This is a genomic window from Desulfurivibrio dismutans (assembly GCF_029210385.1).
GTDB lineage: Bacteria > Desulfobacterota > Desulfobulbia > Desulfobulbales > Desulfurivibrionaceae > Desulfurivibrio > Desulfurivibrio dismutans.
In genome coordinates, this window is record NZ_JARGDQ010000004.1 from 109,858 (window position 1) to 131,615 (window position 21,758).

18 protein-coding genes, 1 tRNA gene and 1 pseudogene are annotated in these 21,758 nt (G+C 59.0%); 11 read left to right on the forward strand and 9 right to left on the reverse strand.

Annotation, left to right across the window (positions count from 1 at the left end):
* Positions 1-99: 99 nt before the first annotated feature.
* Together P0N66_RS05810 and P0N66_RS05815 are read right to left on the reverse strand one after the other, a co-directional pair.
* Positions 100-609: a hypothetical protein gene (locus P0N66_RS05810; protein ID WP_275803229.1), complete on the reverse strand. Its 510-nt coding sequence runs from the start codon at positions 607-609 to the stop codon at positions 100-102.
* Positions 606-1,328, reverse strand: a complete 723-nt coding sequence (locus P0N66_RS05815) for a DUF6901 family protein (RefSeq protein ID WP_275803231.1) — start codon at positions 1,326-1,328, stop codon at positions 606-608. Before P0N66_RS05815 ends, P0N66_RS05810 begins: the two co-directional genes overlap by 4 nt.
* 158 nt (positions 1,329-1,486) lie before the next feature.
* Here P0N66_RS05815 and P0N66_RS05820 point away from each other — a divergent pair, with 158 nt between their 5' ends.
* The 4 genes from P0N66_RS05820 (at position 1,487) to P0N66_RS05835 (ending at position 5,643) form a co-directional block, all read left to right on the forward strand.
* Positions 1,487-2,974, forward strand: coding sequence for a phospholipase D-like domain-containing protein (locus P0N66_RS05820; RefSeq protein ID WP_275803233.1), 1,488 nt, complete (start codon positions 1,487-1,489; stop codon positions 2,972-2,974).
* Positions 2,974-4,554: a two-component system sensor histidine kinase NtrB gene (locus P0N66_RS05825; RefSeq protein WP_275803235.1), complete on the forward strand. Its 1,581-nt coding sequence runs from the start codon at positions 2,974-2,976 to the stop codon at positions 4,552-4,554. Before P0N66_RS05820 ends, P0N66_RS05825 begins: the two co-directional genes overlap by 1 nt.
* A 50-nt stretch (positions 4,555-4,604) precedes the next feature.
* On the forward strand, positions 4,605-5,123 hold the full coding sequence (locus P0N66_RS05830) for a response regulator (RefSeq protein WP_275803237.1): 519 nt from the start codon (positions 4,605-4,607) through the stop codon (positions 5,121-5,123).
* A gap of 91 nt (positions 5,124-5,214) precedes the next feature.
* Positions 5,215-5,643 carry an FKBP-type peptidyl-prolyl cis-trans isomerase gene (locus P0N66_RS05835; RefSeq protein ID WP_275803239.1) on the forward strand — a complete coding sequence of 143 codons (429 nt, stop codon included), beginning with the start codon at positions 5,215-5,217 and terminating at the stop codon, positions 5,641-5,643.
* Between the two features lie 122 nt (positions 5,644-5,765).
* On the opposite strand, the gene P0N66_RS05840 is transcribed toward P0N66_RS05835, so the two are convergent.
* Complete coding sequence (locus P0N66_RS05840; RefSeq protein WP_275803242.1) at positions 5,766-7,718, reverse strand: methyl-accepting chemotaxis protein; 1,953 nt, start codon at positions 7,716-7,718, stop codon at positions 5,766-5,768.
* Positions 7,719-7,740: 22 nt separating this feature from the next.
* The gene (locus P0N66_RS05845; protein WP_275803244.1) at positions 7,741-8,052 is read right to left on the reverse strand and encodes an STAS domain-containing protein; all 312 of its coding nucleotides are present in this window, start codon (positions 8,050-8,052) and stop codon (positions 7,741-7,743) included.
* Between the two features lie 372 nt (positions 8,053-8,424).
* Between P0N66_RS05845 and P0N66_RS05850 the strand changes: the two genes are divergently transcribed.
* The 4 genes and pseudogenes from P0N66_RS05850 (at position 8,425) to P0N66_RS05860 (ending at position 12,509) form a co-directional block, all read left to right on the forward strand.
* Positions 8,425-9,144 (forward strand): SIMPL domain-containing protein, encoded by a 720-nt coding sequence (locus P0N66_RS05850; protein ID WP_275803246.1) that lies wholly within the window; start codon positions 8,425-8,427, stop codon positions 9,142-9,144.
* Positions 9,145-9,327: 183 nt separating this feature from the next.
* A pseudogene (locus P0N66_RS12905) lies at positions 9,328-9,588 on the forward strand (GspE/PulE/PilB domain-containing protein); the annotation flags it as partial.
* Between the two features lie 177 nt (positions 9,589-9,765).
* Positions 9,766-11,229: a GspE/PulE family protein gene (locus P0N66_RS05855; protein ID WP_275803248.1), complete on the forward strand. Its 1,464-nt coding sequence runs from the start codon at positions 9,766-9,768 to the stop codon at positions 11,227-11,229.
* Between the two features lie 194 nt (positions 11,230-11,423).
* Positions 11,424-12,509 carry a MinD/ParA family protein gene (locus P0N66_RS05860; RefSeq protein ID WP_275803251.1) on the forward strand — a complete coding sequence of 362 codons (1,086 nt, stop codon included), beginning with the start codon at positions 11,424-11,426 and terminating at the stop codon, positions 12,507-12,509.
* A 42-nt stretch (positions 12,510-12,551) separates the two neighbouring features.
* Here the strand turns inward: P0N66_RS05860 and P0N66_RS05865 are convergent.
* Positions 12,552-12,627: transfer RNA gene (locus tag P0N66_RS05865), tRNA-Arg, on the reverse strand.
* 193 nt (positions 12,628-12,820) lie between these two features.
* Here P0N66_RS05865 and P0N66_RS05870 point away from each other — a divergent pair.
* Together P0N66_RS05870 and P0N66_RS05875 are read left to right on the forward strand one after the other, a co-directional pair.
* The gene (locus P0N66_RS05870) at positions 12,821-14,404 is read left to right on the forward strand and encodes an NAD(P)H-hydrate dehydratase (RefSeq protein ID WP_275803253.1); all 1,584 of its coding nucleotides are present in this window, start codon (positions 12,821-12,823) and stop codon (positions 14,402-14,404) included.
* Positions 14,405-14,461: 57 nt separating this feature from the next.
* The gene (locus P0N66_RS05875; protein ID WP_275803255.1) at positions 14,462-14,911 is read left to right on the forward strand and encodes a CBS domain-containing protein; all 450 of its coding nucleotides are present in this window, start codon (positions 14,462-14,464) and stop codon (positions 14,909-14,911) included.
* Between the two features lie 139 nt (positions 14,912-15,050).
* On the opposite strand, the gene pabB is transcribed toward P0N66_RS05875, so the two are convergent.
* Entirely contained in the window at positions 15,051-17,057 is a 2,007-nt protein-coding gene (gene pabB / locus P0N66_RS05880) for an aminodeoxychorismate synthase component I (RefSeq protein WP_275803257.1), read from the reverse strand.
* Positions 17,058-17,266: 209 nt separating this feature from the next.
* On the opposite strand from pabB, the gene P0N66_RS05885 reads away from it, so the two are divergent.
* Positions 17,267-17,953: a CBS and ACT domain-containing protein gene (locus tag P0N66_RS05885; RefSeq protein WP_275803259.1), complete on the forward strand. Its 687-nt coding sequence runs from the start codon at positions 17,267-17,269 to the stop codon at positions 17,951-17,953.
* Positions 17,954-18,016: 63 nt separating this feature from the next.
* Here the strand turns inward: P0N66_RS05885 and P0N66_RS05890 are convergent, their stop codons facing one another.
* From P0N66_RS05890 to ccsB, 3 genes are all read right to left on the reverse strand, one after another.
* Positions 18,017-20,068 carry a penicillin-binding protein 1A gene (locus tag P0N66_RS05890; protein WP_275803261.1) on the reverse strand — a complete coding sequence of 684 codons (2,052 nt, stop codon included), beginning with the start codon at positions 20,066-20,068 and terminating at the stop codon, positions 18,017-18,019.
* A gap of 215 nt (positions 20,069-20,283) precedes the next feature.
* On the reverse strand, positions 20,284-20,592 hold the full coding sequence (locus tag P0N66_RS05895; protein WP_275803263.1) for a c(7)-type cytochrome triheme domain-containing protein: 309 nt from the start codon (positions 20,590-20,592) through the stop codon (positions 20,284-20,286).
* 176 nt (positions 20,593-20,768) lie between these two features.
* A complete protein-coding gene (ccsB, locus tag P0N66_RS05900; RefSeq protein WP_275803265.1) occupies positions 20,769-21,632 on the reverse strand; it encodes a c-type cytochrome biogenesis protein CcsB in 864 nt (287 codons plus the stop codon).
* Positions 21,633-21,758 lie beyond the last annotated feature (126 nt).

A 21,758-nucleotide genomic window follows, 5' to 3' on the forward strand; every position in this document is an offset into this window, starting at 1 on the left:
ATGGTTGGCAATTGTTGTCAAAAACACTTTATTTGATCGAAACTAAAGGGTTTTATAGCCATAAGCTGGGCGCCATGGTAGCAGTTGGTCAACATTAGTTCAATCATTATCTTGGTCGTCGTCATCCAGGTCACTGAGTGGTGTGATGTTGACCCTGATCGTTTGCGCATCCATGAAACGGTAGGAAACATGGAGCAGATCGCGCCGCAGCAGAGGCGAGGGCTGAAAATAGAGGGGGCGCAATTCGTAGCCTAATACCCCGTCCTGCCGGTCTTTAACGGCGATCAGGCGGGTGCCGTCGAAATGGGGGCTGCAGATGACGAAATCGCGGGCCTGGCTCAAGGCCTCTGGTAGTAGCAGATTTTCGATGAGACGGTACTGGAAGGCGGGTGAGTAGGGCTTGAAAGTGTAGTCTTGGGTGGCCGGCCAGAAAAAAGCGATGGTGTTGGGGTCGTTGGTGTAGTTGCAACCGTGCAGGAGCAGATGGTAGGCGCCTTCCGTCGGGGGATGTTCGACTTTGACGGTGCTCAGCCGGGTGGACGGGGCGCAGGCATGGAGCAGTACGGCGGTCAGGATCAGCGGCAGGAACGAAACACTGAGGCGGTTCATGGGGCTCCTCCGGTTATTGAGGGTGGGTCTTCGCTGAACAGATAGGCCAGTTCTTCCAGGGCCTGCTTGATGGCGTATGGCATGGCTTTGGCATACATGTCCAGCAGAATGATGGCATTGACGGAAGAATCACTTTTAGTGACGCCACGCAGCCGTTTGGCCATGGCGCTGTTGACCTCCTGGATGTTACGGTAGATCTCGTTTAAGCCATCCAGGGCGAAATCAGGTTGCCGTCCTTGCCGGTTGCGGAAATACTGGGTGAGCATATAAGTGGCGGCGGCCCGGTAAATGGTCTCCTCCTCGCTGGCTAGGGGCAGGTGAAATCGGGCCATGGGCTTGAAAAAACGGGTGCGGGGGCAGTCGCTGGCCGCCATCAGCAGGCCCATCAGGGAAGAGACCGCCCGTTGGATTGTGGTTTGCTGGCTGATTTTGCGCTCTTCAGTGATAACTTCCAGGAAAATTTCGTCGTGGGAAAGCAGGTGTTCAAAGTTGCTCACCAGAGGTGCCAGATTAAGAGCGGCTGGGCAGTGCGGGGCTTGCTCCGGGGTCAGGGGGCAGGCGACACACTGGTGTTGTCCCAGCCTGGTCCAGTCCGGTGGCGGATGCGGCTGGTCGCAGAGCAGCCGCATGGTGGGGTCGAAGGCCAGGTCGAAGCTGACCACTTCCGTTTCGCTCAGGCGGAAGCTGTAAGTTATCCGGAAAAGCGGTTCGCTGATCATGGGGCACTATACCGGACAGGTAGTCGATAAGTCCATACCTCTTGGCGTAATTGATCACGGGGCGCTGCAAGAAGCGGTGCCCCGTGATCGTTTATCTCTTGGCCCTTGACATCGGCGGCCCGGTACAACAAGCTGTAAAAAACCACCGGGAGAGAGTCATGAAGATACTGTTGCTGGTTTTTTTTATCCTATGGCTGGCGGGCGCCATTTACGGTCTGACCCGGCGCCCGGCGGCCGGGTTTGCCATTACCGGTCCCTGGCGTCGGGCGGCGGCGCTGGAGTTTTTTTTTGATGTCACCTACGAGCGTGATGGGCATCCGGTCCATGAGCAGCATATTTTGCCGGCCATGCTGGCCGCTGTTGAGCAGGCTGAATACTTTATCATCATCGACCTCTTTCTTTTTAACGATATCGGTGGCGACCAGGTTTTAGGCCCGGAACTCACTTCCCCCGTGGCTCGCCTCACCGAGGCCTTGCTTGTTGCCCGGCGGCGTCGCCCCGAACTGGCGGTGCTTTTTATCTGCGATGAGATCAACACCGGCTACGGATCTTACCCGGAGCCGCATCTGGCGCGGCTAGCCGCCGCCGGCGTGGAGGTGGTGGTGGTGGACCTTGCCCGCCTGCCCGATTCCAACCCGGCTTACTCGGGGCTCTGGCGCCCCCTGTTGCAATGGTTCAAGCCCGGCGGCCGGGGGCGGCTGCCCAATATCTTCGCCGCCGGCGCACCGGGCATGAACCTGGCCTCCTATTTGCGTCTGCTCAACTTTAAGGCCAATCATCGCAAGCTGTTGATCACCGAACAGTTGGCGCTGGTAAGCTCCCGCAACATTCATGATGCCTCGGCCCGGCACAGCAACATCGCCTTTCTGGTCCGGGGGGGGATCATTGCTGATCTGGCCGCCGCTGAAGTGGCCACCGCCCGCTTTTCCGGCCATGATTTTATCCTGCCCCGCGGCACTTTACCGGTCGCTTCACCGTTGGCGCTGGATGACCGGGACGGTGAAGCGGTGGACGACGTTGCGGCCCTGGAGCCGGTGGTGCGGTTGCTCACTGAAAGCGCCATCGGCGAGGCTCTACTGCAGGCGCTTAATGTCACCCGGGCGGGGGACCGGATCTGGGTGGCGCAGTTTTATCTTGCCGACCGGCGGGTCATGGCCGCTCTGGCCGTCGCCGCCCGGCGCGGTGTCGCCGTGCGGTTGCTGCTGGATCCCAGCCGCGACGCTTTTGGCCGTGACAAGCACGGTATTCCCAACCGCAGCTCGGCGGCCTGGCTCAAAGCTCGGGGGGGAGAAAAACTGAGGGTTCGCTGGTACAACACCCGAGGCGAACAGTTTCATGTCAAAATGACCATGATCGAGCGGGCCCCCGCCGACGGGGAGAGGGCCCCGGCCGGCCGGGTCACGATCATTGGCGGCTCCGCCAACCTGACTCGCCGCAACCTGACCGGCTATAACCTGGAGAGCTGCCTGGAAATCAGGGCTGCCGCCACCGCGCCGGTGGCCGTTGCGGTGCACGACTTCTTCCATCGTCTGTGGCATAACCGGGAAGGCTGTTATCTGGTGGATTATGAAAAATACGCTGAACAGCGCCCGTTGAAGGCGGCCTGGGTTGCCTGGCAGGAGTTCAGCGGTATGGGGACCTTCTGATGACTGCCGGCTTGCTGCTGGCCCTGCTTCTGGGCGGCGGCCTGGGGGCAGGGGGGGCCGGCTGGTATTTTCGCCGCCTGCTCCGGCGGGAGCGTCGGGAGAAGCAGCGCCAAATGGAAGCGGCTCTGCGGCGCCAGGTTGATGAAGTGTTCGCGGTTTTTCAGGCCATCGACGGCGGAGTTTATGTGGCGGATATGGATACCCACGAAATTCTAGCTCTCACCGGCCGTGACCGGGGCAGCTTCGACGCCTCGGTGGTGGGCGGGAAATGTTATGAGCAGGCCGGTGCCGGCCGCCCTGGCCCCTGCCTGTTCTGCACCAACCGGATTCTCCTGGACACTGCCGGCCAGCCCGGCCCGCCGGTGATACGCGAGTTTCGCAACCCCTGGAATAACGCCTGGTACCTGGCCATCGGCCGGGCCATTCACTGGTTTGACGGCCGCTTGGTACGGATGGAAATCGCCATCAATATCACCGAACGCAAGCGGGCCGAAGAGGCCCTGCGCCGAAGTGAGCAGAACTTCCGGGAACTGGTGGAAAACTCCCTGGTGGGGATCATGCTGATCCAGGACGGCGAGATAATTTTTCAAAACCCGGAACAGCAGCGCTTGTTGGGGCGACTGCCCCGTTCCTTCAACCTGGAGGAGTTTACGGCGGTTCACCCCGAAGATCGGGGAAAAGTGCGGGAGAGTTACCGTAAGATCAGCGTTGGTCTCGCCCCCCAGGTGGACCTTGATTTTCGGCTTTACACCGGTGGTCGGCTGGATGACACTGCTCTGGTATGGGTCTATTGCCGGGCCCGGCCCATTGATTTTCAGGGCCGCAAGACCGTGCTGATCAGCATGATGGAGATTACCCGCATCAAAGAGCTGGAGCGGTTGCTGCGTCTGCAGGACCGGATGTCTTCCCTGGGCCGGGTGGCCGCCGGCATTGCCCATGAGATTCGCAATCCGCTCTCTGGTATCAATATTTCCCTGGCCACTCTGCGGCAGATCTATGATCAGCCGCAACATCGGGGTAAGGTGGAGGATATTTTCCGCCGTTTGGCCACCGCTTCCGGCAAGATCGAGGCGGTTGTCAAGCGGGTGATGGATTTCTCCAAGCCCGGGCAGCTTCATCCCCGAGCCATGTCACTCAATGAACCGGTTTCCGAGGCGTTGGAACTGGCCGGCGTTTTTTTAAGCAAGCACCGGATCGGCCTGGAGGTGGAACTGGCTCCGTCGTTGCCCCCCTGCAGGCTTGACCCCGGCCAGATCGAGCAGGTGGTGCTCAACCTGCTGACCAACAGTGCCGAGGCCATGGAGAATCTGCCGCGGGAAGCTGTCCGGCGGCTGAAAATCACCACCCGGGTCCTGGCCGACGGGGTGGAACTCCTGGTCGATGACAGCGGCCCGGGGCTTGCCCCGGGGGTGCAAGAGAAGATCATGGATCCTTTTTTCACCACCAAGCCGGAGGGTACCGGGATCGGGCTGAACATCAGCCACCGCATCATTAACGACCATGGCGGTTCCCTGGAGACGTGCGCTGGTAAGCTGGGCGGCGCCTGTTTCCGGATTTATTTGCCCGCCTCCGCGGTTTGAGGGTGAGGGAGCGCTTACAAAAAAAATGACAGAATGGTGGCAAATGTGCGATGATTTGCCAGGAAGAAAGCCTGGCCTGGAACGACGGTGCCGCTCCGGGCGGCGAAGGCCGATGCAGGAGGATAATCGTGATGCTGCTCCAGAACCGAGACGACCTCTTTGCCGTTCTGCGGCAACTCAATCTGCTGCTGGTGGAAGATGACGAGCTGATCCGTGATTCCCTGGAGTTGTTTTTTGCCAATGAAGGCTGCCGCCTGGAGGTGCAGGCCAGCGCCGAAGAGGGCCTGCAACTGGTTCGGGTGCGGGATTTCGACGTGGTGATCACCGATTTTCGTCTGCCAGGCATGAGTGGGCTGGATTTTTTGCGTGTTCTGCAAGATATGCAGCCGGAAGCGCAGAAAATTCTGTTGACCGCCTACATGGACGAAGAGGTGTTGGCCGAGGCTTTTCGTTTGGGGGTGCACGAATTTATCGAAAAACCCATCGCTACGGAAGATATCGAAGAAGCCCTGAGCCGGCTGATTCGGCGTCGGAGGCCGGACAAGCAGCCCCTGCCCGAGGGGGTGTGATTCCTGGGTCGATATGTTATAATGCTCGACGAAATCAGGTTGCCGTCCTGCGGGGCGGCGCCGTGAACCCTAAAAGAAAGGAGAAGCAGTTATGACTCAGGCTAAATCAGGCGACAGCGTCAAGATCCACTATACCGGGAAACTGACCGACGGCACCGTTTTTGATTCCTCCGACGGGCGAGAGCCCCTGGGATTTACCATCGGCAACGGCGAAGTGATCCCCGGCTTTGAAGAGGCGGTTAGCGGCATGGCGGTGGGGGAAAGCAAAAACGTGACCATCCCCATGGACAAGGCTTATGGTCCCCGCATGGATCAGCTGATCATCGACGTGCCCCGCAGCCAGGTACCGCCGGATCTGAACCCGGAGGTGGACCAGAGCCTGCAGATGAGCGGTCCCAATGGCGAGAACGTGGTGGTCAAGGTGGTGGATGTGTCCGAGGAATCCATCAAACTCGACGCCAATCCGCCCTTGGCCGGTGAAGATTTGAACTTTGATATTGAACTGGTGGAAATCGCCTGAGCAAATCGGGTTTAATTTCAGTCGCAAAACAAAAAAAGCCCCTGATTATCCAACCGTTAGATAATCAGGGGCTTTTTTTGTTGTTTGTTAGCTGCCCCGGCTAAGCCGGGGCGTTAAGGAGCTTATGACTTATGCCCAAGCCGCGGGCGCTCCGTCGGCCCTTCTGGCTGCCAGTCCCAATCATCGTCGGGATCGTGGCTCGCAGCGGCGGGGTAGGCGGATGATTGTTGCCGCTTGCGGCCAAATACCATCTTCTCCAGTTCAGTCACCACCTTTTTAAGTTCTTCCGACTGGGCGCTCAACTCTTCCGAAGCGGCGGCGGACTCTTCGGCGGCGGCGGCGATACGCTGGGTGGAGTCGGAACTTTCATGGGTGGCTTCGGTGATCTGCTGCACCCCTTGGGCCTGCTGTTCGGTGGCCTCGGTGATGGCGGAGTTCTTATCGCCAATGGTGGTGGCGGTTTCAACGATATCATCGAAATCATGGTTAATTTCCTTCAGTGAACCGGCACAGGAGGTGATCCGGGCCACGGTGGTGTCCAGCAGTTGCTGTATCTGATTGGCCTCCTGGGCGGTTTTCATGGCCAGGTTCTTCACCTCGTCGGCCACCACCGCAAAACCGGCGCCGGCCTCACCGGCCCGGGCTGCTTCCACCGCCGCGTTCAAGGCCAGCAGGTTGGTCTGGAAGGCGATGGAGTCGATGGTGGCGATGATGGAGCGGATCTGGCCACTGTCCTTTTCGATCTGGGTCATGCTTTGGGTCAGTTCAGCCAGGGCCTTGAGGGATTGGCCGGATTTTTTGATGTTTTCCTTCATCAGTTTTTCCGAACCCTCGGTAAGTTCTACGGTCTGGGCGCTTTGGGCGGCGATTTCCTCCAGGGCGGCGGAGGTTTCTTCCACGGAACTGGCCTGGTTGGAAGCGGTGTCGGACAGTGACTGTCTGCTGGAGGCAATTTCCTCAGCGGCGATGGCAACCTGGCTGGAACTGTTTTCCACCTCCCGGGCCGCTCTTTCCAAAGTGCGGGACAGCCGGATGGTCAGGGGCCAGGTGATCCCCAGGCCCACGGCCAGGCCCAGCATGATCACCAGCCCCATCCGGACCTTGAGTCCCCAGGCGGTGTGCAGCAGCCCTTCGTCGGAAATCAGGTTGGCCGCCACGTGTTCCCTGATCCGGTGCAGAATGCTCTGCACTTCGGCCAGGGCAGCCAGGGTTTCCCGGGTGTAAGTGGTCTGGGCCGCCTGGTAGCCAGCCAGGTTGTCATCCAGCCAAGCCAGAGCTTTGTCGATGGCGGCCAGGGTGGCTTCGCCAGCCGGCAGGGTGATCTCACGGAAGTGTTCGATGGCGTCCTGGCGCCGGTCCTCGGCCAGTAACTCGTTGATCCGGATTACGCTTTCATGCAACTGCTGGTGGGGTTCTTCAATCTCCTGCCAGAAGGCGGCCAACTCCGGGTTTTGCCTCTGCCGCTGCCGGAATTCGTCTGAATACAGCCAGCGGCCCAGGGCGCACTGGCGGGCATCGGTCTGCACCCGGGCGGCGGCAATTTCGGGATCCATCAGGGCGTCTTTAACGGTATGTAGCCATTCCAGGTGGCGGACCTTGATGTTGCGCAGATAGTTGGTCAGGTGGTGGTCCGCCGGGCGGAACTGGGCTTCGATGCGGGCCGCCGACTGGTGAAGACGGAAGTGTGGTTGTTCCAGTTCCCGCAGCATGGGGGCCAGGCTGGGCAGCAGCTCTTCAGCCTCTTGCCGGGCTGAACCATACAGCCAGCGGCCCAAGGCGCACTGGCGGTCGTCGGTTGAAACCTGCAACTGGGTAACCGAATCGTCGGTGAACAGGCTGTTGAGCTGGTTGGCCCACATTAAGTGGTCGACCTCTCGCTGGGCCAGTTCAGCGTCCAGCCGGTTGCTGTCGGCCACTTCGTTGGCGTCCCGGATAATAAAGTTGACCCCGATATAACTGGCCAGTCCGCTGAGCATCAGGATGCCGATCATCAGAATAAAGCCGGCGCTTATCTGCTGTTTGATGGTAAAACGGTCGAGCAGCGAGTCGATTGTTCGGTTCAGGTTTTTGAGCATGACTGTCCTTCCTCCCTCCCGCTCAGCTTTGGCGGGTGATACTGAACAGGGTGTCCATCTTTAGTTCGGAAAACAGTTCGAACAGCGGTCCGGAAAGATTGACTACCCGCAATTTGCCGCCATTGCTGGCCAGGTGTTTGTAAAGCAACAGGATTTTGCCGATTCCCGAACTGCCGATATGTTTGACTCGGCTGCAGTCGATCTCCACTTCCTGAATACTGTCCAGGGGCAGCTGTTTGATCCTCTTTTTCAGTTCTTCCGCCCCCTTCTCGTCAACAACCCCTTCCAGGGAGATGCAAACCTTATTGTCGTTTTGGCTGGCTTCAATCTGCATGGTGATCTTCTCCTCGGGCAACGGATCTGGAATTTTGCCGGCTGGGCCTTTTGGGGGATTGGCTGGATTACGGGACGAGCCGTTATGCTCTATTTTGTTGTGATGTCAAAAAGTTATTCTCTTGTAAAGATTTATCAATGTATAAGAATAATGTTTTTTTGGCAAATAATTTTCTGGATCGTTTTTGTGATGGCAAATTTTTTGTTGGTCCAGTCGAATTTAAGGGATGATTTTGTTGGTTGGATGCTGCATCATGGATGTTGCTGTTAAGTGGTTGCCGCTGCCCGTCCCAGGCGCTGTTTGCTGTTGTGCACATGAGGGCAGAGGTATTGGATGAGCAAGTTTGTTGGGGGCGGACGGAAGAGGTTCTTAATGAAAAATTTACCATGGTTGTTGGCGGTGGTGATTGCTTTGCTGGTGCTGGTTCCTTTGGCGGCGGGGGCCAGCCGCGCCCCGCTTGGGCCGGATGACGGCTTTACGGTGCAGCTCAGCGCCTGGGCGGAGCAAGAAACGGTCAATGACCTGCTGACGGCCGTGCTGGTGGTGGAGCGCAGTGGTCCGGACAGCGCCCGGCTGGCGGTGGCGGTGGCCAACCTCATGCGTCGGGCCTTGGGCGAGGCCGACCGTTACCCTGAGGTCAAGGTGAGTAGCGCCGCCTACGCCACCCAGCCGGTTTACCAGCGTCAGGACGGTAAAAATGAAAGGGTGGGCTGGCGGGTTCGACAGTCGTTGCAGCTTGAGAGCACCGAGGTGGAAAGGGCGGTGGAACTGATCGGGCGGTTGCAGGCCTTTGATTTGCAGCTTACCGGCCTGCACTTTACCGTCTCCGAGCAAAAAAAGGAGCGGCTGCGGGCGGCTCTCACCGAGAGGGCCGTCGACGCTTGGCGTGGCCAAGCCGAAGCGGCGGTAAAGAGGCTCGGAGGTCGGGTTTGGCGGCCCCATGAAGTCCGGATCGATGACGAACGTCACCAGCCGGTGCAGCCCCTGCTGCGAGCCGAAGCCCTGTCGTTGAGCCAGCCCGTGGAACCGGCGGTGGAGGCCGGTACTTCCCGGCTTCGGGTTACGGTCAGCGGCACCGCCTGGGGCCGGTGAAAACTTTTCTTAGGCGGCCTGAAACAGTCATTGGCAAAAAATGTCTAACCTCCAAAAGACATGGGACGCACCGGTTGCCGAGAACCAAAAATGTTATTACAGGATAGCAGGATGAAGCGGCCCTGCCATAAAGTGCTAAGCTCCCAAGCGGATTTTCCTGTTCAGCGTGCCGACGGCGCTGGAATGGCGGACTTTGCTTGCCGATCGCTTGATGATTTTGCATATGCTGAAGGTGCTAAACACCTGCTGACGGTCTTTATCAGCCCGGAATACGCGCAAGAACATTTCGTCCTGCCGCTTTCATTCAGCGGCCAGGAACTCACCGTTGCTGTCATTGATTCCGAGCGCAGGGACGTCGTCCAAAGTCTGAAGAGGACTTATGAGCCCTTTTATATCTCGTGGGTTCTGATTGACGAGGGAAAATTCGCCGAACTTTATAACGATCTTTACCAGCGTCCGATTAAGGGACTGCCAACTACCGGTTTGCGAGCCGACACCATGGCGCCCGCATCACGCGGTCAACATACGACTGGCAGCACGTCCGGCCAGAATCCGGAGCCGTCGGGCCCCCCCCCAAACGTCCACTCTGACGGTTCGGTCGACTTCCTTGACCACAAAGACTTGGTCAATGCCGTTATCTCCTCTGGCATTAAGCACCGGGCCAGCGAGATTCATTTTGAGCAGGAACAGGGTAGGGGAAAGCTGCGTTACCGTATAGACGGTGTACTTCGCGAGCTGGAACCGGGCTGGCTGCAGGAAAAAATCCAGGTCCAGCCGGACGCCTTTGTTTCCTGCCTTAAAGCTTTGGCCAACCTTGATCTATCCAGGCATCATCGGCCCCAAAACCGTGTTTTTCGTTTTGTCTGTTCCGAACCGTCCCTGTCTGGTCAGGACGATCTTCTGTTGCAACTGGCCACCTGCCCCTCCATCAACGGCGAAAATTGCACCATTAGAATTCTTGATGCGTGCCAAGTCCGGCCCGGCCTGGACATGCTCGACCATTCCCCCCGGGTTTTGCAGTCTTTGAAGACTTTTCTGAGCAGTAAGACGGGATTGATCCTGGTTGCCGGCCCTCCCGGCAGCGGCAAGACCACCACCCTCTACGCCGCCCTGGAATTTCTGCGGGCCCCTTCCCGCAAAATAATCACGGCCGAGGATCCGATTGCCGGCCGTTTGCCCGGAGTCATGCAAGTGGCCGTCAACCCGGAAAGAGGGTTGACGGCGGCACGGTTGCTGCGCTCTTTCCTGCCGCTTGCCCCCGATGTCGTAATGCTCGATAAGCTTTGCGATTACGATTCGATTCGTCTGGGGTTTGATGTAGCGCCCAAAGGCCCGCTTTTTTTGAGTTCGATGCCGGCGGCCGACAGTCTGGAGGTCCTGGCTCGCCTTGAGGCCGCCGGTATCAACCGTACCGAGATTGCCGCCGGCCTAAGCTGTGTGCTGGTCCAGCGGCTGGTGCGGCGGATCTGCCCTTCCTGCCGCGGCACCTATATTCCTGAAGCTGAAGAGTGGGGCCGGCTGTTTGCCGATTACCCCTCCCAACTCACTTTTTTTCGGGGAAAAGGTTGCGATGTTTGCGATTTCACCGGTTTTAAAGGCCGTACGATACTTTCCGAACTGCTGGTGCTCGATGTTACTGAAGCAGCCGCCTGGCGAGACGGCGGGGGTGATTTGCCGAACGCGGCGGGCAACGGCAACGGCGGCCTGCATTCCCTGCTCGATGATGGTCTGCTGAAATTGGCTGACACCACTCTGGCGGAAATCCTGCGGGTGGTGTCCGCCGCTGCGGTTGCGCGCTTTCGGCAACAGGCCGGTCTGGTTTCTATGGAGGAACTCAAAAAAGGCCGGAGTTTCCTGCTCTCTGATCCGATCGGTCAACAAGATCGCATCGACCGCATGTATGAATTTTACCGGGAACTGACCTTTGCCATGATGAAGACCAAGGTGGTTGAACGAGAACTTTTTCACCGCTTTATCTCCACCAGTTACGAGGAAATCAAGCGCTCGGCGCAAAACGGGGCGATCACCTTCAATTTTACCGGCGCAGGCGACAGGGTGCAGATTACGGCCATCCCCCGTTACTGATGCTTGATCGCCGCAATGAGGACAAACGTTGTCGGCGTCGCAAAAAGCCGCGCCGCCGACGGGGTGCGCTTTGTAACTGCTTGTTTTCGCGTTACCGACCAGCCCGCTTGGCGGGTTTTTGCGAGGCTATCAACGTTCAGCAGGAGGTTCTTGGGCCTGGTGAACGGTTAACACAAGGAAATTACGGAGCCCCGATGAGCAGAATCATTGCCGTTACCAGTGGCAAAGGAGGAACCGGAAAAACCACCCTGGCGGTCAACCTTGCCGTCCAGTTGGCGGAACTCGGCCATCGTACCTGCATCTTTGATGCCGATCTGGGTACGGCCAATATCAACATTATGCTGGGGATCAACCCGAAAGCCGATATCGGCGATGTCGTTAATGGAAAAATGACCATTCACGATATCATGATTCATGACCCCTCAGGGATCGATATTATTCCTGGCAGCAGCGGTGTCGAAAGCATCGCCAATCTTGGGGCCAAGAGGCTTGATTCTTTGGTTGCGGCCTTTGCCGATGCCGGCAGTTACGATTTTTATCTCTTCGATACCGGGGCCGGGATTTCCCGCCGGGTAATTGCCTTTTGCCTGGCCGCCGCCGAGTTGCTGCTGGTGATCACCGATGAGCCAACTTCTCTGACCGATGCCTATTCCCTGCTCAAGGTGTTAAACCATCATAAATACGAGGGCCGGATCAAGGTGGTGGTAAATCGTTGCGCCGACCTTGAATCCGCGAGGAAGGTTTACCGGAGGTTTCGGGCGGCGGTTGATTTATACCTGGGTGTCGAGCTGGAACCTCTGGGCCTGGTTTTCCAGGATGAAGCCGTTTCCCTCTCCATGCAGCGGCAGAGCCCATTCATTAAGCTGTTTCCCGACTCCAAAGCTGCCGGTTGTGTAAGATCCCTGGCGCAGCGACTGACCGGCGATCGCGCGAAAGAGACAGCACCGGCAGACATAGCTGCTTTCTGGAGCAATTGCGTCTCCTATTTCAACATGCCCCTGGAACTTCCGGGGCAGGACGCAGACCCGGAGGAGGATAACACCAGAACGGCAGACGCTCGCCAGGAGGAGATGCTCCGGGAAGTTAAGCGTTTGGCGGATAACTTTGCCGGCTTGACGGACGAGTTGACCAGCGCCTTAAAGAGCCTAGAAAAGGCCGGAAGAAGAGTAGAAAGCGAAGAAAGTGTACAGCATGAAGATGAGGCAGGTCAGCAGGCAGGGGAACGACCGATTTACTTTCTCGATCTGGAGGCCTTTGTCGCTGAAACCGAAAAAAAATAAGGAGGCCGTGACTTCTTTTGTCAAAAAAAATGGATAGAGAAATGGTGCCCCCGGCAGGAATCGAACCTGCGACTCCAGGATTAGGAATCCTGTGCTCTATCCCCTGAGCTACGGGGGCTTCTTGGTGAATGTCGGCATTGGCGCCGCCCGGAAAAGGGCAGCATCCGGCAAGGTTGCCGCAAGGCGTCCTGTTTAGCACAGGGTGGAAAAAAAGACAACAGGGCAAAAAAGCAGGGTCTCAATTTAGCTCCACCAGCTTAAACGTTTACCAGGCCCGATAAGCTGCCGGCAACAGAAAATAACGGAAAATAATGATGAAACTGGCCAGCGCTGCGCAAATGCGGGAAGGCGATCGCCTTGCCATGGACGTTTTCGGGGTTCCCGGCCTGGTGTTGATGGAAAACGCCGGCCGGGCGGTGGTGGAGGTGGTGGCTCGCCGCTATGGTATTAAGGGTGACGGAGAAATTGCCGTGCTGGCCGGGCCCGGCAACAACGGCGGCGATGCTCTGGTGATTGCCCGTCATCTCCACCAGCGCGGGGCTCGGTCTTGGGTGTTGCTGCTGGTGGAGCCGGAACGGTTAACGGGTGATGCCGCCGCCAATTTCAGTGCCCTGCGGGAGTTGTCCGTGCCCGTGGAGGTAGTGACCGATAGTCAACGACTGCAAGCTTTGCAGGAGCGAGTGCTGGCCTCCCGGCTGGTGGTGGACGGGATTTTCGGTACCGGCCTGAGCCGGGAGTTGAGCGGCCGCTTCCGGGCGGCGGTGGAACTGCTGAATCGTTTCTCCGGTCCCGTGATTGCAGTGGATGCCCCTTCCGGCCTGGACAGCGACCACGGCCGGGTGCTGGGGGCGGCGGTGCGAGCCGATTGTACCGTTACCTTTGCTCTGGCCAAGCCTGGCCTGGTAACCTTTCCCGGCCGGGAGTGGGCTGGCGTGGTGGAGGTGGTGGATATCGGTATCCCGCCGGAAGTTTACCGCCGGCTTGAGCCCTTTCGGGAATTGTTGAGCCCCGCAGAGCTGGCCCCTTTGCTGCCGCGTCGCCAGGCATCGGCCCACAAGGGCAGTTTCGGGCATTTGCTGCTGCTGGCCGGTTCCCGGGGGATGACCGGCGCGGCCCTGCTGGCGGCGCGGGGGGCGCTGCGCAGCGGGGCTGGCCTGGTCAGCGCCTGTGTGCCCGAGAACCTTTTGGTGATTTTTGCCACGGCTCTGCCCGAACTGATGACCATCTCTTTGCCCAACTCGCCCACGGCGGCGGGGGCGGATGATCTGGAGGCGGTACAGGCGGCCTTGACCGGGAAAAGCGCCCTGGTCATGGGGCCGGGACTGGGCACGGCGCCGGCAACCGCCGCCCTGGTCCGGCAGCTTTACCGGACTCCGGCCCAGCCGTCGGTGCCCCAGGTGTTGGATGCCGATGCCCTGAATATCATGGCCGCGGACCCGGAGTTGTTAAGTGCGCCGCCGGGAACTCGGATTTTGACCCCGCATCCGGGAGAAATGGCCAGCCTGCTGGGCGTTACCACCGCCGAGGTGCAGCAGGACCGGTGGCAGGCGGCTGCCGAACTGGCTGGCCGCCACCGGGTCTGGGTGGTGCTCAAAGGGGCAGGTACGGTGATCGCCGGGCCCGAGGGGCAACTGGCGGTTAACTCCACCGGTAATCCCGGCATGGCGGCTGGCGGCATGGGCGATGTCCTGGCCGGGCTGATCGGTAGCCTGCTGGCGCAAGGTTTGCCCCCCTGGCAGGCCGCCTGTCTGGGGGTTTATGTACACGGATTGGCCGGCGATCTGCTGGCCGCCGCCAGCGGCCTGAATTTCGGCTTTACCGCCTCGGAACTGGCGGATAAACTGCCGGCGGCTTTTGGTCGACTGACGAAAACCGGGGAGCGGGAAGGGCTGTGATTTTTATCACGTTTGGCTGATTTTTGCGCGGATATCAATAGATAAGGAGAAATAAACATGCAACTTGCCAAGGATATCATGACCCAAGAGGTGATTACCGTCAGTCCCGATCTGCCGGTGGAAAAACTGGCCGCCCTGTTCTGGGAAAAGAGGATCAGCGGGGCGCCAGTGGTGGATGAACAGGGCAACCTGGTGGGGGTGGTGACCGAAAGTGACCTGATTGACCAGGCCAAAAAACTGCATATACCCACCGCCATCGCCGTGCTGGAGGCGGTGATCTTCCTGGAGCGGAGCCGCAAGGTGGAAGAGGAACTGAACAAAATGGCCGGCGGCAAGGTTAAAGACATCTGCACTCCCAAACCTGCCACCGTCGCCCCCGATACCCCTCTGGATGAAATCGCCACCATCATGGCTGAAAAACATCAGCATACCCTGCCGGTCATTGAGCAAGGCAAGCTGGTGGGGGTGGTGGGCAAGGCCGACATCATCCGGGCCCTGATCAAATAGTCCGTAAGCGATCACGGGGCACCGCCGAAAACGGCGATCGGGCCGGCTCACGTGCTGATGAACACATCGCCGTCCCGCCTGCCGCAACCTGCGGCATCCCATGATCGCTTACTAGCTTGTAACCGTTCGGCAGTTCAGCTCAGGCCGTCAGTCGGACCTGGGTCAGGCCGCGCAGAGAGTTGCCGATAAAGATCGCCTCGGCGGCTTGCAGGTCCGCTGGTCGCAGGGTTTCTTCATGCAGTTTGGGTTGGGGCTGGTCCAGCAGGTGACGGCGCAGCACCCCGTCCAGTAGGCCGGCGCTTACCGGTGGGGTCAGCAGCCGGCTCTGCCGGCGAACGAAGAGGTTGCTCACCGCCCCTTCCGTCAACTCTCCTCGGGTGTTGATAAACAGCACTTCGCGGTGTCCCGCCGCCAGGGCTTTTTCCCGCTCCCGGTCGTAAACTTCCCGCCGGCTGGTTTTGTGATACAGCAGTGGCTGGTCGGGGTCAATGGCAATGGGGGCAATGACCACGGTGGGTAAAGGTTGCTCCACGTCGCGGCTGGTCGGCGCCGTCTTGCCCTGGTCGACGGCCGCTGGCGGCCAGTTGAAACAGGGGTGGCCGGAAAAGGGGGTGTAGCTCAACTCCAGGGTGCCGTCCTTGGCCAGGGTAAGCCGGACCCGTTGGGCGTCCATGGCGGCGGCGGTAAAGGCGGCGTCCCGGGCGGTCAGCAGTCGCCGGATCTCTTCCGGGGCGGCGGCAAAAGCCAGCCGGGTAGCGGAAGCCAACAGCCTTGTTAAGTGCAGCTCCAGCATCCGATAGCCCACGCCCGGCTGCCAGAGTATGGTTTCAATGAGCACAAAAGGCGGGGTCGGTCGGCTCAGGAAATTACCTTTCAGTTTGCACTCCCGCCATTCCTGCTCCGGGTCCGAATCATAGACCACCCCGGAACCGATGCCCATTTCGGCTACGCCCTGTTCAAGAGTAACGGTGCGAATGGGCACATTGAGCACCATCTCCCGCTTCGGGCTGATAAAACCGATGGCGCCGGTGTAAACCCCGCGGGGAGCCTGTTCCAGCTTGTGAATAATCTCCATGGTTCTGAGCTTCGGCGCCCCGGTCACCGAGCCGCAGGGAAACAGGGCCCGAAATATTTCCGTCAGCCCGGTTTCACGGCGCAATTCGCCCCGGATGGTGGAGGTCATCTGGTGCAGGGTTTCGTAGCTCTCCAGGGTGAACAAATCCAGGGTCTCAACGGTGCCGGGAAGACATATTCGTCCCAGGTCGTTGCGCAGGAGATCAACAATCATCACGTTTTCGCTGCGGTTTTTGGGGTCCGCCGGCAGCTCCGCCGCCCGGCGGGCATCATCGGCCGGGGTCAGGCCCCGGCGGCTGGTGCCCTTCATGGGGCGAACGGTGCACCGATTTCCTTCTCGGCGCAAAAAAAGTTCCGGTGACAACGAAAGAATATGGCGACCGTTCAGCTTGAGCAGGGCGGCGTAGGAAACCCGCTGGTTGCGGCGCAGGGCGCAGTAAAGGGCGGCGGCGGAGCCCCGGCAGGGCAGCTGCTGTTTGAGGGTGTAATTTACCTGGTAGGTATCCCCGGCGGCGATATACTCCTTTATTCGTCGGACATTGTGGCGGTATTCCTCGCCGCTTACATTCAGTCGCAGTTTATGGGTTGCCAGGCCGGGATCACTTTGCGAAGGAGGTGAGACTTGGGCGTTATTAGCGGCCGGTGGGTTTTTCTGCAGCGCCGCGGCCGGATTGCGGCCATCTAGCCATTCCCCCTTTTCGTGGTCGTAGGTCATCGGGGCGGCAAAAACCCCCAGTTCCGCCAGCGGGGGATGTGACGACGGCAACAGCCGCCGCAGCTTGGGTTCCAGCAGATAGCTGAACTCGTAGGCAAACCAGCCGGCCAGAAAGTGGCCCTGCTGCAACTCCGCCTCCATGGCAGCCAGAAAATCCGCCGCCGTGGTGCCGGGCTCCAGGGTCAGCCGTTTCAGGGGTCGGATAAAGAGCAGCGAGCGGCGGTTTTCGACGGTCAGCCGGGCCGACTCCAGGAAAACAAAGTTTTCTTCGCCTTCCAGCAAACCCAGCAGGTGATCAAGTTGTCGGTCGGTGAAAGGTCTGCCGGGCCGGCCTTTCGGTGTGTCGTGTTGTTGCATCCTGGCTTTTTACGGGGTTGTGCGCTTCTTGGCAAGTCGTTTGTGGCCGGATTCTGGCCGCCGTCGTTTTTCGCTGCCGGCAGCGGTTGCCTTGCTTATTGATCTTGCGATGGCGGCCGGAATACTTTATAAAACGAGGGTTAACGTTATCATGTATTGTCGCAATTTTGCCGTTTGCGCGAGTCTATACATTTTTCTAGGAGGGAAACATGCTGATTGAAGATTGGATGGCCAAAAATGTTTTGACCGTTGATGAAAATACTTCCCTGATGCGGGCGACCCGGATCATGAAGGAAAACAACATCCGCCGTCTGCCGGTGGTGTCCCATGGCAAGCTGATCGGCATTGTCACCGATCGCGATGTCAAAGACGCTTCGCCATCCAAGACCGCCACCCTGGATATTCATGAACTCTACTACCTGCTTTCCGAGATGAAGGTCAAGGACGTGATGACCGCCTCGCCTCTCACCCTCAAGGGCAAGGACAGCCTGGAACTGGCGGCGGTGATCATGCTGGAAGACAAGATATCCGGCCTGCCGGTCGTGGATGACGCCGGGCGACTCATCGGCCTGCTCAGCGAAACCGATCTGTTGCGGGCCTTTGTGCGCAGCACCGGGATCAAAGACGGTTCCCGCCGTTATGTTTTCGATCTGCCCGACGCGCCTGGTTCCGTTACCAAGGTCATGGATAGCCTGCGCCGTTATGACGCCCGGGTGATCAGTATCCTGACCTCCTTTGAAGACGCCCCGGAAGGCCAGAAGCGGGTGTCAATCCGTATTACCATGGACGATGCGGCCCGGGCCGAAGAGCTGCACCAGGATCTGCTGGCCAGCTTTACGGTGGTTGATTTCGGCATCGACGATATCAAAAACCGGCCCCGCAAACAGCAGGTTTAGCGCAGCTGTAATCGTTCACCAGGGCCAACAGAGTATTGATTTAACGGGCTGTAAACGTTCAGCTCAGCCTTCCGCCGGCATTTCCCGCAGTTTTTTAAGCCGCGGGGTCTCCGCTGCCGGGGTGGGCGAAAGCAGGGCGGGGGGCAGGTTGTCGGTCCGGAAGGCCTCCAGCGTCACGCGGTGCGGCGTTTCCTCTTCGAAATGCCCCACCGCGTTATCGATTGGCACCAGAACGATCCCGGCCGGGCGGGGAAAATCCTTGCCCGCCAACTGCGCTTTGACCCCCTGCATGAAATGCAGCCAGATCGGCGCGGCGGCCCGGGCGCCGGTTTCGTGGCGGCCCAAGGGACGGGCCCGGTCAAACCCCATCCAGACGCCGGTAACCAGTTCCGGGCTGTAGCCGATGAACCAGGCGTCCATGTAACGGTCGGTGGTGCCGGTTTTGCCGGCCACCGGCAGACCGATGGCCGCCACGCTGCGGCCGGTTCCTTCTTTGACCACGCCCTCCAGCAGCCGGGTTACCTGATAGGCGGTACGCTCGTCCAGCGCCCGCCGACCATTCAGGTTGGCCTGTTCAAGAACCCTGCCGTTACTGTCCCGAATACTTTTAATGAACACCGGCTGGTGGTAAACGCCGCCGTTGGCCAACGCCCCGTAGGCCGCCGTCAGTTCCAGGGCTGAAATCTCCGCCGACCCCAGAGCCAGGGAGAGGTTGTTGCTGAGCGGGCTGCTGATTCCCATTTGTCGGGCCTGCTTTACCACCGGCGAGATACCGATTTCCTGCATGATCTTGACCGACAGGATGTTCCGCGAGTAGACCAAGCCATCCCGCAGGGTGGTGGGGCCGTAAAAGCGGTTGCTGAAGTTCTTAGGCTCCCAGAACCGGCCACGGTCGGCACCGGGCAAACGCAGCGGTTCATCGACAATAATGGTGGCCGGGGTCATGCCCTGCTCCAGGGCGGCGGCGTAAATTATCGGCTTGAAAGCGGAACCGGGCTGGCGCCGGGCCTGAGTGGCGCGGTTAAACTGGCTGGCGGCAAAGTCGGTGCCGCCGCTTACTGCCCGGACCAGGCCGCTACCGGTTTCCATGGCGATCAAGGCCGCCTGGGGCCGATCTTTCTGGTCCGTCCGCCGTTGCCGGCGCTCCCAGTTCTCCACTCCCAGGGCGACCCCCACCGCCGCCCGCTGCTGCAGATCCTGGTCCAGTCCGGTGTAAATTCGCAACCCGCCGGTGTAAAGCATTTCCCGCCCGTAAGCTTGCTCTACCTGGTTTCTGACCTGTTGTAAAAAATAGCCGTTTTCTTGTCCAGTTGGCTCGGGGGAGGCCCAAAGCAGAGGGTGCAGGTAGGCTCGTCGGGCGGCGGTGGGAGTGATGTAACCCTCTTCCGCCATTCGGTTTAACACGTAGGCCTGGCGCCGTTTGGCGGCGGTGTAATCCCGGAAAGGAGTATAACGGCTTGGCGCCTGGGGAAGGCCGGCCAGCAGAGCCATTTCCGCCAGTTCGAGTTCTCCGGCGGTTTTGCCGTAATAAGTAAGGGCGGCAGCTTCCACCCCGTAAGCGCCGCTGCCGAGATAAATGTGATTAAGGTAAATGTGCAGGATCTCATCTTTGTTAAGCCGTCGGTCAATGCGGTATGCGAGAATAGCTTCGCGGATCTTGCGGATGTAGGTCTTTTCCCGGCTGAGCAGCAGGGCCCGGGCCACCTGCTGGGTAATGGTGCTGCCCCCCTGGCGGCGTTCTCCGGCCCGTAGATTATGAACCAGCGCCCGCACAATGGACCAGCCATCCACTCCGCTGTGCTCATAAAAACGGGCGTCTTCGGCGGCGATGAAGGCCTGGGGAAGCTGCTCCGGCAGCTTGGCCAGCGGGACGACGATCCGGTTTTCCTCAAAAATCCGGTCCACCACGGTTCCATGGCGGTCGTAGATCAGGCTGGCTTGGGCCGGCTGGTAGCTGTCCAAGGAGCTGATATCGGGTAAATCAAGGGTGATGTAGACAAACAGCACAGTCCCGATCAAACCGGTGAGGCCGCCGGCAATGCCTAGAAAAAAGAGCGAAAGCTGGTTCTGGCTCCAGATGCGTACGCGATTTTTGGGGTTACGCTTGGTTGCCACAGGGTCCGGAATGCCGTTAAGGTGATTTTTGGAAAGCGGCGACGGCCGCTGTTTGCGCCAATGCTCCTAAGTTGCCTATGATAACAAGCAATCCGGTATCTGACAAGCAGCGAGCGTCGGCCTGGCAAGGCTTGGGAAAAATGGTGTTTTAGTGGCGCAACAAAAAAAGCCGCCCTGAGCCAGGGCGGCTTTTTTTGTAATGCGATCGGCAGTAACTAATTCTGATGGCAGCGGGCGCAGTTGTCGCCGGCAAAGGCTTTACCGCCTTCCTGGTGACAGGAGAAGCAGTAGTTACCGGCATTGTGGTCGGCCATGGTGATCTTTACTTCCCGCTTCATCTGAAAAATATCGGTGTGGCAATCGTTGCAGCTCATGCCCGCGTCAGCGTGAATCTGGCCGCTGAAGACGACCTTACCCATGGGGCCACCGTCGAATTCCGCAGTGTTGCCGGGCATGCTGGCAATGGCGGTACCTACGAAGGCCAGGGCGGCCAGGATGGTGATAATGGTTGCTGTCAGTTTCATGTGGTTAATCCTCCTCTCTATTTTTTTGAACCCTAATGCTGCTTTGGCCCGTTGGCGGGCGGACTGTTCCTGTAACGGCCGGCTAAGCAGTCACAAGAGGCTTGTATAAACGAGTGCCGGGGCAGCGTCAATCAGAAAAACACCGCCCCGGCAAGTCGGTTCTACCTCAGGATCTTTTACGCGTAGCTGTGCAGGCCGGAAAGCAGGAAGTTGACGCCATAATAGGTGAACAGGGTGGAGACAAAACCCAGCACCGCCAGCCAGGCGATCTTTTTGCCGCTCCAGCCCCGGGTATAGCGCACATGCAGGGTGGCGGCATAAACAAACCAGGTGATCAGCGACCAGGTCTCCTTGGGGTCCCAACTCCAGTAGGTACCCCAGGCCGAGTTGGCCCAGATGGCGCCGAAGATCAAGCCGCCCACGGTAAACCAGATAAAGCCGAAAAAGATGGTTTTGTAAATCACCTCATCGATGGTCTTCAGTGGCGGCAGGGAGGCAAAAACACCGGTCCCTTCGGGCTGGCCGCTTCTTTCCACATTCCAGGCCTTGGTGAGGTACATCACCGCCATGCCAAAGGCAATGGCAAAGCAGGCGTAACCCACAAAACTGGCAATAACGTGGGCGATCAGCCAGTTACTTTGCAGGGCGGGCATCAGCGGCTTGAGCTGCTGGTCCCACTGCGGCCAGTATTCGGCGAAAGCCTGGGCCAGAAAGGCGAAAGGCATGGCAAAGGCACCCAATGTCTGGTTTTTGTACATGTATTCCAGCACTAGGTAGGTCAGGGCGATACACCAGGCAAAAAAGACCAGGGATTCGTACATGTTGGAGAAAGGCGCGTAGTAGCCAAAATCCAGCTTGTAAGCCTCGTACCAGCGGATGGAAATCCCCATGGTGCTTAGCAGCAGGCCGCCCATGGTCACCAGGGTGGCGGTAAGCCCCAGGGTTTTGTTCTTACTGCCGAAAACCAGGATGGCCACATACAGGAAGGCTGCGGCCATATAGACGAATGTGGTGATGCTGAGCAGTTGCGCGCTTTGCATGGTCCTACCTCATTACTTAATTGATAACCCCAAAAACCGGATACTTTGTCTGGCGAACAACGTGCAGGAGTGCCGCAGGTTCGGGCAAGCGGCCCGGTGCCGCGTACCCTGGGTACGTAAACCGGG